The organism is Flavobacterium sp. (assembly GCF_021151785.1).
GTDB lineage: Bacteria > Bacteroidota > Bacteroidia > Flavobacteriales > Flavobacteriaceae > Flavobacterium.
On record NZ_JAGKWP010000113.1, the window covers coordinates 1 to 7,153 of the forward strand.

At 31.3% G+C, this 7,153-nt stretch carries 7 protein-coding genes; 2 read left to right on the top strand and 5 right to left on the bottom strand.

The window, feature by feature from the left end:
• Nucleotides 1–50: 50 nt before the first annotated feature.
• The 5 genes from QZ824_RS10015 to QZ824_RS10035 all read right to left on the bottom strand — a co-directional run bounded on the left by QZ824_RS10015 (nt 51) and on the right by QZ824_RS10035 (nt 6,380).
• Nucleotides 51–1,697 (bottom strand): class I SAM-dependent methyltransferase, encoded by a 1,647-nt coding sequence (locus QZ824_RS10015; protein ID WP_291275882.1) that lies wholly within the window; start codon nt 1,695–1,697, stop codon nt 51–53.
• A gap of 4 nt (nt 1,698–1,701) precedes the next feature.
• On the bottom strand, nt 1,702–4,779 hold the full coding sequence (locus tag QZ824_RS10020) for an N-6 DNA methylase (protein WP_291275883.1): 3,078 nt from the start codon (nt 4,777–4,779) through the stop codon (nt 1,702–1,704).
• Nucleotides 4,779–5,087 (bottom strand): helix-turn-helix transcriptional regulator, encoded by a 309-nt coding sequence (locus QZ824_RS10025; RefSeq protein ID WP_291275884.1) that lies wholly within the window; start codon nt 5,085–5,087, stop codon nt 4,779–4,781. Before QZ824_RS10025 ends, QZ824_RS10020 begins: the two co-directional genes overlap by 1 nt.
• Nucleotides 5,088–5,260: 173 nt before the next feature.
• Nucleotides 5,261–6,127, bottom strand: coding sequence for a restriction endonuclease (locus QZ824_RS10030; RefSeq protein WP_291275885.1), 867 nt, complete (start codon nt 6,125–6,127; stop codon nt 5,261–5,263).
• 10 nt (nt 6,128–6,137) lie between these two features.
• A complete protein-coding gene (locus QZ824_RS10035; RefSeq protein ID WP_291275886.1) occupies nt 6,138–6,380 on the bottom strand; it encodes an XRE family transcriptional regulator in 243 nt (80 codons plus the stop codon).
• Between the two features lie 125 nt (nt 6,381–6,505).
• On the opposite strand from QZ824_RS10035, the gene QZ824_RS10040 reads away from it, so the two are divergent.
• Together QZ824_RS10040 and QZ824_RS10045 are read left to right on the top strand one after the other, a co-directional pair.
• Complete coding sequence (locus tag QZ824_RS10040; protein WP_291275887.1) at nt 6,506–6,772, top strand: hypothetical protein; 267 nt, start codon at nt 6,506–6,508, stop codon at nt 6,770–6,772.
• 168 nt (nt 6,773–6,940) lie between these two features.
• On the top strand, nt 6,941–7,135 hold the full coding sequence (locus QZ824_RS10045) for a hypothetical protein (protein ID WP_291275888.1): 195 nt from the start codon (nt 6,941–6,943) through the stop codon (nt 7,133–7,135).
• Nucleotides 7,136–7,153 lie beyond the last annotated feature (18 nt).

Here is a 7,153-nt window from a genome sequence, read left to right on the forward strand (position 1 = left end):
ATTACATGTTTATTGGTAATTGACTCTACCATTTTATCTAATCATATATACTACTTTCTTCTATTTAATCTCCTTGAGGAAAGTTTTCTCCAAATTGCTCTAAGAGCCTCAACATCTGTCTTAGTAAACTTAAGTTGCTTAATTAATAACTCTTGATCTACTATATCTAAAACTTCTTCTATTCTACGTTGACGAATAAGATTATCTATTTTATTTAAGTCAATCCTCGTGTTTTCTAATAAAGGCAATGGTATTTCTTCAATTTCAGTAGGTTCAAAAGTAAGAACTCCGCCACCATAGCTTCGTCCTGTAATTTCAGAAAAAGCAAATGATAATGAATTCAAAAATGATAATGCTACTATTTCAGGCTTTACCTTTGTTGTCAATCTAACTCTATGGATAGTATCGGTTGAAGAAGCTTCTGTTTTATTCACTATGATTTTAGGATAATCACCTACTTGCCTCAATGCAAAAGCATCAGGACACCATAACGATGGTGTGATATACCAACGTTTCCGAATCCTACATTTATAGCCTACATGAAAATCTTGCTCTTCCCCATATTTAATATAATTTTTACAAGCTTGTGGCAAATCTTCAAAATCTTTATTAGGAGGTAAAAACAGATACCCTGAATGTTGAGCATCAGAATTATCTTCAAAATCTTCATCCTTAAACTGTATCCCTTTAAAATGAGCGGATTTACTTACAACTTTTTGGGTATAGGCTTTTAACTTCCATTTAGCTACAGTCTCTTTATTCATCATAAAGAAATCATTCTTACCTGTAACTATACCAACATCTACGCTCATTATACTGCTACATGGCTTTATCCTTTTGTCCTCTTTAATCTCTCTTAAAAGTTTAATTTCATTTTCATCTAAGAAGTACTTAGTCCATTTTTCAGAATTGTGCTCTAACGTTTTTACGTCAGACTTTTGAACTTTAGAAATATTAAGACTCTCCAATTCTTTAAGTGTACTTAATTCAACTACTCTAATACCTTTATTCGATTGGACATCTTTTTCACATAGCAATAGAACAACTTCCTGTTGAATATCGCTAAATACAAGTTTTTTAAATGTTACTATCGTAATTCTTGGGAAGAATTTTGCTAAAAAAATTCTCGTTTCAGCAGCATATTTTACTTGAAATAGTTCAGCAGGAATAACCATTCCAAGCTTACCATTTTTATTGAGGAGGCTTGCAGATATTACTAAAAAAGGAATCCAAATATTGGTAAGTTTATTGGGTTTTAAACCTATTTCATTCATCATCTCAAAAGCTCTCTGCCTATGTTCTTCAGGGAAATTTTGATACCGTATAAACGGAGGATTGCCAATAACTATATCGTAGCGAGGATTGCCATTGGAAATATAACTAAAGAAGTCAGAATTTACGATGGTCGTTGAGTTCAATCCATAATTAGCTGCACGCTGTTTCGATTTCTCGGATTCCTTTTTTACTAATTCAATACCTTTAATTAACCCAAATAGATTCTTTTGGGGAACACCTAATTCTATAAATCTTTTAATGGAAGCTTCTATAAAATTACCATCACCACAGCTTGGTTCTAAAACCGTTTGAGAAGGTTTTGTAATAGCCCATCTGCAAATGAAATCAGCAATTGCTTGAGGAGTATAATATCCTCCACGCAATTTTCTTGATTCAATATTCTCTATATCTTTTATTGCCATTTTACTAATCTTCGTTTAAATCAGTTAAGAACATTTCGTCATTTAAAACAACATTCATTTCATCTTCGCTGATTTGATATAATTGGTTTATTAATCCTACTAAACTATTTAACAAATAGTCGAGTTTTCGTTGAAGAATATTTTTCTTCGAACCTATATAGGTTTTATTGTAAGTATCTTTCGTATGAATAAGCTGTTGTACGATTTTAACAATTTCATTATGATTTTTCCTTTGTTCAGCATTATCAAAATCAATCCTTTTAATAGGAATATTTTCTAAGAATTGTTTGCCATGCGAGTAATATGCACCCCTGAATTCACTTGCACCTGCTTTAACCATAGATTCAAATAATGGATGAGCCAAAATACCTAAAATATATAATGGAGAATACGCAGAATTACTTATCAAAGAATAATAAGGGCCGTTTCCTCCTCCTGTAAATTGAAGATTATTTTCATCATAAATGTAACTTGGCTTAGTTGATAAAACGGGCCAAATCAATTTAGGAGATTCATGAAATTTAGTTAAACTTTGAGACCTTCCAAATTGATACCACTTTGGTTCTTTAGAGCCATTAATACTTCGTTTAGAAAGTAGAGTTTTAAAAGTATTTAGATACTTCCATGTTAAAGGATAATTTTCACTAAAATATTCTTCTGAGAATACTTCTGCTTTATCATTTGTGATGATATAAGGAAAAATTAATTGTGCGTTTTCAACGACAGAATCGAACACTCCAAATGAAAGATCATATAGGCAAGGTTTGCAAATTGATTTCTCAATTTCATATTCAATATTATTCTTATTGAATTTATATGTCGACTCAGTTTGTGAGTGTGGTTGTATAATATATATTTTATCAGCACTTGTTTGTAATCCTACAGGAATCTCAGCAATTGCTTTTAATGGTATTGTATCAGCATATCTGATTTTATCAAATATTATCTCTGATTCATGTGACACAAAAATCCAAGGTTCCTCAGTATAAGAATCACTATTATATTCTAAATAGTTAATAGTACCTGCAATAAACTCAGAAGATATATTCTTAATTCTTTTAAATTTGAATTTATCCCTTTCTTCTTTGTCTATAATTAATACGGTTGTATAAGTGCTTCTATTTGGGAACACTTGAGAAACTCCAAAGTGAATAATTTTACAAATGGAACTTTGAGTGCAAATTAAATCACGTAAGGCTTTACCTCCTTTTATAATAAAAAATTTATTAGGTACTATATACCCTAAAACACCTCTATCGTTTAGTAGACTAATAGCTCGCTGAATAAATAGATAGTATTTGTCGAATGTGTCTACCTTTGCTACTGTATACCCCGATATACTACTTTGATAATATTTTACTTCTTCAATAAGATATTTTACTATATTTTGTATTCTTACATATGGAGGATTGCCAACTATTGCATCGAACCCTTTTGTGTCAGTTAAAAAAGGAAATTCATCGCCCCATACAAATGGTTTTACCTTGTAAAGTAATTCATTATCTTCAATAGCAGAAGGATTAAAATCAAAGTATTTTTCGTCTACTAATGAGTTCCCTGATTTAATATTATTGTCTAAGTTTGGAAGTACTTTTTGATGATACCTTGATAAATAACTATTTATTGAAGCCGCATTCTCATTTTCAAGCAGCTTTAAAAATAAACTAAACTTAGAAACTTCCACGGCGTAAGGATTAATATCCACTCCATAAATATGATTTAACAAGAAATCTTGTTTTGCTTTTAATGTAAGATAAAACGTCCCATCAAATCCTTCATATATAATCTCGTCATCCTCTATGTTTTCTGCATTGAGTGCAGTTATGATTTTCTCTAAAATAAAATCGTAGACAGAAATTAAAAAAGTTCCTGAGCCACAGCATATATCAGCAATTTTTAGAAATTGAATATCCTTTATCCCTTTTAGGTCAAAGAGAGGGGAAAGGGTTTCTTTAACAATGTTTTCAACTATCAGCTTTGGGGTAGGAACTACTCCACTTGAAGCGGATACTTCAGGCTCTTCTACAATTAAAATTTCACTTGCACTTACTATTTTTATTTTACTTCCTAAATATCTCTCATATATTTGGCTTAATATAGTAGGGTCAACAACCGAAAAATCATAAGGGCTTTCGGGATAATATAGCTCGTTAAATATTTCTATTAGAATTTCAGACTTCAGATTAATATTTAGTGAAAAATTATCTTCTATAAAATCAAATAACCCTGAGTTATATTTTTTATCTGACTGTATGAATAGCGCTTTAAGCTCTGTATAGTTTTTTATCCCCTTTAATGTTTCATGCTTCTCTATCTCCCGATCTTCGCAAATACGAAGAAATACTATTCTATTTAATAAGCGTTGAACGAGAAAATTAATATCTTCTTCACTAAAGCCTTCATTATTTTGAATTATGTCAGTTGCTAATCGAAATCTCCATGTTTCTATCTGAGCTAAAAAATAATCATCAAATGTGCTTGTATTATTTTGTGTAACTGAAAAATAGTCATCAATATAACCTGATGTTATAGATTGAAAAGACAATAATTGATATAGCTTATCAAATTTTTTGATAAAATCCTTATAATGAAAAACTGCGTATCTTGCGATAGTTACGTCATCAGTGGAGGTCGGTTTGTACCTGCAGTCGTATACTATTATCTTTTCGAAATTAGTCAATATTGAAATACCCAAATTAGCATTCCAACCATATCTGCGTGTTTGGAATGATGACTTAGCAGATTTTTCAATGTCAATAGAAGCTTTTTTAGCTTCTATAAAGAGCTTACGAGAACCCTGTATGCGTAAGGTATAATCAGGATTTTTTTTAGCAATAGAATCGTCTTCTTCTACATCAATAGCTTCCTCCTGAATTACATCACGAAGAAACTGTGATTTACTCGCTTCGTTATCTACATCCCAACCAAAAGTTTTTAAAAGAGGGTTAAGAAAATCTATTCTTAGTTGGGCTTCACTGTATTGTGATGTTTGATATATTGAATACTCTTTTTCGAACGCAAAAATTATCCTTTTTAGCTGTTCAAAACATTCTTCCTTCGTTCGAGTAATATTGTATGCCATTAGAATATTACATTTGATTTTTTCAAATATTCAATCTTCTGTTCAGCAACCTTTAAAGCTTCACTTGCTAAATCTTCATTTCTGATCTCATAAACGAGCCTATCACTTAAATATGCTAACATAAGTTCTTTCTCTTCTGTCTCAAAAAGCTTTGCAAGACGTTTTACTTGTTCTTTCGTAGGTCTTTTATCGCCTCGTTCAATTTTGCTAAGAAGCGAAGGATCTACTTCAAGGGTAGATGCTACTTGGCGTAAAAGCAATCCTTTACTTTCCCGAAATGCTCTAATTAATTCTCCTATGGTTCTCATTTTACAGATTATGACCTGACCAATTTGGTCAAATTTATACGTATAGTTTAAATATTCCCAAATTTTTTAGCAAAACTTACTAACACAAAAATCAATAGGAATATTCACTCAATAAATCATCAATGAGTTTATTGAAAAAAAAATCAATTAACGGTTACTGCTATGTATGTATTTTATAATGCTTTAAACCAATCTTTCTTCACTATAATTTTTTCTACTAATTCAATATCTACTCCTAGCTTTAATTCTTTTAATTTTTCAGCTAAATCAGTCCCATCAATTAAATCAATTGGAGGTGCTCCATCACGCTGTGCTTCTTTTTTAGCTTCACGTGTAAAAGTTCCTGTAGTAATGATTAATCCCTTATCTGCTCGCCCTATCATTGCACCCCTAAAATCTCTAACAATTGATGGTGAGATACTTCCTTTGTAACGCTTAGCTTGGAATATAACATGAAAAGACATGACTCCACCAATCCTTAGCATTCCTTTGCCATCAATGCCACCGTCATTAGTTTTCCCTGTAACTTCGACATTTTGAAAACCCAATTCTCTTAATAATCGCTGACAAAGCTTTTCAAAAGATGCTGGAGGAATTAGCTGCAATTCTTCTATAATCTGTTCTTGCCAAGAAATTTTTTGAATCTCATCATTATCTTCTTGTCCTGAAGAAGACTCCGTTTTTTTTACCTTGTCTTTGTTTAACCTTTCTTGCTTATCTTCTAAAAGTACTTGTTTCCTAACAACATCCTTATCTACTACATTAGTTTTAATTCCTTCTTCTGTTAATGCCCAAACGCCTCTTGAAGAATTTTCTATGAGTCCAAAACGTTTAAGGTAATGCCGAGCCCACGCAAGTCTATATGTAAATTTGCTTGTATTTCCTTTATGAATATCGTTAAGCTGATGATCCGTTAGTTCTAATATTGAAGATACTTGATCTTCAATTTCGCTAATTGATCCTGAATCTCCGAGTTTTTTTAAAGCTGCCAATACCGGATTAAAAAGTTCATCGTACTTATAGGGAAAAGTATCTTTCATTATGTTATAATTATTTCAAACCTTTAAAGAATTCTTCTAAAGTCATCTCGTGGGCATCTAAGATTTGCAAAAGACTTTTAAATTGAAAATTTGTACCTTTTTCCATTCGCCAGTATTGAACACGTGGTAACTCTTTTTCCAAAGCAAAGTTTTCATAACTAGTATATCCAGCATCCTTTCTCAATTTTTGAAGCCTTTTAGATATGGACACTATTCTATCATCCAATAGTTCTTTTTTCTTCTTTGTTGCCATGTTTAACAGATTTATAGCAAAATCCATTAAATGCTCCAATTATATTACCTCTCACAAATAACATCTTTCATGAAATTAATAAAAATTTATAGTATCTTTGATACATATCTATAAACGATACAGCTATGCAAGATAAAAAAGTCGTAATACTGCCTTCCAATAGTGAATTATCAGAAGAAACAGTTCATGCACTGGATGAATTGTTCGGTTCAATAACACCGCAAGAGATCCAACATAGCATCCAGGAGCTTATCTACTTTATACTTATAAATATAGATCCTGAATGGTATCCGAATAATTTTAAGGAGATCATGACCCGGGTTTATTTCCTTGACCAGTTTCTTACAACAGCGAATGAAAAGAATAAGAGCAATGAAAACAGTGATGTATAAAATCATATTTCCACTGTTATGGGTATATGATGCAACAGTTATTATTATCAAAAGGCAGCCGATGAATCCATATGAGCTAATTTGGGTAATTAATAACCTGGGGAAAAGACCAAAACTATGATCATTGAAATTATAATTAAATAAATTGGCATAATTTAAACAGCTGATATGGAAACAACCGCTATAGAAAAAGCCATTGAAGAGCATACGATTGAACAAACCAAAATAATAAATCAGGTAAGAGAATTAAAGAAAACGAAAACAAAACCTGATCGCATAACCGAGTTCAAATTGTCCTTATTATACTTTCAATATGACCTGCATAACCATGCAATTAATGAATTAAAGAAGTCTTTATGTTAATTTTAACGCATATTTAAC

Coding starts and splice junctions, on each gene's coding strand:
- QZ824_RS10015 (WP_291275882.1), bottom strand. CDS start 1,697: ATGGCAATAAAAGATATAGAGAATATTGAATCAAGAAAATTGCGTGGA.
- QZ824_RS10020 (WP_291275883.1), bottom strand. CDS start 4,779: ATGGCATACAATATTACTCGAACGAAGGAAGAATGTTTTGAACAGCTA.
- QZ824_RS10025 (WP_291275884.1), bottom strand. CDS start 5,087: ATGAGAACCATAGGAGAATTAATTAGAGCATTTCGGGAAAGTAAAGGA.
- QZ824_RS10030 (WP_291275885.1), bottom strand. CDS start 6,127: ATGAAAGATACTTTTCCCTATAAGTACGATGAACTTTTTAATCCGGTA.
- QZ824_RS10035 (WP_291275886.1), bottom strand. CDS start 6,380: ATGGCAACAAAGAAGAAAAAAGAACTATTGGATGATAGAATAGTGTCC.
- QZ824_RS10040 (WP_291275887.1), top strand. CDS start 6,506: ATGCAAGATAAAAAAGTCGTAATACTGCCTTCCAATAGTGAATTATCA.
- QZ824_RS10045 (WP_291275888.1), top strand. CDS start 6,941: ATGGAAACAACCGCTATAGAAAAAGCCATTGAAGAGCATACGATTGAA.